General features: G+C 62.7%; 1 protein-coding gene. It reads right to left on the bottom strand.

Translation table 11 applies throughout. From position 1 onward, the window contains the following. The coding region (locus KQH55_RS16060; RefSeq protein ID WP_235091670.1) for a non-ribosomal peptide synthetase at positions 1-2,530 on the bottom strand (2,530 nt) is incomplete at both ends.

Here is a 2,530-nt window from a genome sequence, read left to right as displayed (position 1 = left end):
GTGCGTGCTCCGCACACACGCCTGCACACTGCCGTCCAGCTCCACACGCAGCGGCAGCGTATTGATAAAGAGCCCCATCGCACGATCGGCGCCTTCACCCGCTTGCATCCGACCGAACAGCACGGTGCCAAACACGACACGTTGTTGGCCGCTCGCACGGGCGAGCACCTGCGCCCACGCCAGATGGCATAGACTCGCCAGACTGACGCCCAACCGTTTGGCATGCGCGCGCAGCCGGTCGTTCAATGCCGACGGCAGCATCCGGTGTGACTCGCTCACGTCACTGCCGTCGCGCTGGACCTGCGCGAGCCCAAACGGCAAGGTCGGCACCACACCCACGAGCAGCTCAGTGAAGAAACGCTCGTGCTCAGCTTGGCTCATGCCTAGCCTCGCTTGCGCGACCAGATGGCGGAACGGCTGCGCCGGCGGCAGGGTGTCGCCTCGAGCCTCGATGAACGCCCGCACCTCCGCGTGCATCACTTCCAGCGTCGAATGATCGCCAATCAAATGGTGTAGCCGCTGCATAAGTAGCCAGCGACCCTCACTATCCTGGGCGATCGCACAGTGCAGCAGCGGCGCTTGCGTCAGATCCAGCCGCGTATGACGCGGATCAAAGCGCCGCGCTAATTGCTCGGCGATCGGCCCGTCAGCGGCGTCTAACGTCAGCTCGGTGATCGGCAACCGCGCGTGGCGCCACACCACTTGCGCGGGCATCGACACGCCTTCCCACACGAACGCGGTGCGCAAAATATCGTGCCGATCGATCACCTGCTGCAGCGCGTGCAGATACTGGTCAAGCCGCGCTCGCGTGTCAAAGGCCAACTGCACCATCAGCAGATACGGATCGCCGTCGCGCGCGAGTAGATGGTGAAACAGCAGCCCGTCTTGAAGCGGCGACAGGGCATAAATGTCCTGGATATTGGCTACACCTTGCGGCACCTGCTCGACAATCTTGTCGATGTCCGCTTGCGTCAGCTCAATGAGCGGCAGCATCGACGGCGTAATCGCACTCGTGTCGGGCATGATCGCGTTGGGCGGCACCACCACGTCACGGTGCTGACCCAACGTCTGCGCCAACGCACTGAGCACCGGCGTGTCGAATAGCGCACGCACGGATAACCCGACTCCCCGACGCCGCAGATGCTCAATCAACCGCACCGCCAGCAGCGAGTGGCCACCGAGCGCAAAGAAGCTATCGTGCCGGCCCACACGTTCGGCACCCAATAGCTCGGCCCAGATCGTCGCCAGCGTCGTCTCGAGTTCGCCTTGCGGCGCTTCATACGCTTGATGCGCCAGCGCGTCAGCGTCCGGTTCGGGCAGTGCACGCCGATCGAGCTTGCCGTTCGGCGTCAGCGGCCACGCATCGAGCCGCACGAATGCGCTGGGCACCATATACTCAGGCAGGCTCGCCGCCACCTGCGCGCGCAGTGTACTCGCGAGCTGCTCGTTCGCTTCGGCCTGCACATACGCCACCAGCCGCTTAGCCGAGCCCTCACCGGTTGCTATTACCACCGCATCACGCACCTGCGGGTGCGCCGTTAAGCACGCTTCGATCTCCCCCGGTTCAATGCGAAAGCCGCGAATCTTCACTTGCTCATCGTTGCGCCCCACAAACTCCAAATTACCGTCCGGTAAATACCGCGCCACATCCCCGGTCTTATACAGCCGCGCACCCGCGTCATCGGAGAACGGATCCGGTACAAAGCGCTCAGCGGTCAGCTCGGGGCGGTTCAGATAGCCGCGTGCGACGCCTGCACCACCAATATACAATTCGCCAACCGCCCCCAGCGGCACCGGCTGGCCATGCGCATCGAGCAGATAAACACGCGTGTTCGCTATCGGCCGCCCAATCGGGATGCTGGCGTTTCTTTCGGGAACGGACGTGATCTTGTAAGTCGTCGCAAACGTGGTGCTCTCGGTCGGACCATAACCGTTGATCAGCTGCTCAGGAGGTGACTCGCGCATCACTTGCGCAACCCACCTCGCATCCAACACGTCTCCTCCAACAATCAATGCCTTCAGTTGAGAGAAGGCCGTGTCCACTTGTGTGACCATCTGATTGAACAAGCCAACGGTGAGCCACAAGATGCTGATGCGCTGTTCGCGCAAAGTGTGCGCAAACGCAGCGGGCATCAGCACCGTGTCATGATCGATCACCACAACGGTGGCGCCATTTAACAGCGGTGCCCACACTTCAAACGTGCTCGCGTCGAAAGCCGGGTTCGCTGCGAACGCCACACGATCACCAGCGCGAATGTCAACATAGCCATTGTTGATGACCAGCCGCGCAATCGCATGATGCGGCACCATCACGCCCTTGGGCGTGCCGGTCGAGCCCGATGTATAGATCACATACGCCAGATGCCGGGCCGTCAGCCCCGCCACCGACGGATTCGTGTCCGGTAACGCCGGCAGAGTCGCTGGATCGAGCACCGTACATTCTGCCAGCGCCGCCTCGCCCAACGCAGCGCGCCCGGCTGCATCCGCCAGCACAATGCTGGGTGCCGCATCAGCGAGAATGTGCGCCAAG

This window comes from Mycetohabitans sp. B3 (assembly GCF_021498065.1).
Taxonomy (GTDB): Bacteria; Pseudomonadota; Gammaproteobacteria; order Burkholderiales; family Burkholderiaceae; genus Mycetohabitans.
Note: the sequence above shows the minus strand (reverse complement) of the source record. Positions and strands in the feature narration are given on the sequence as shown.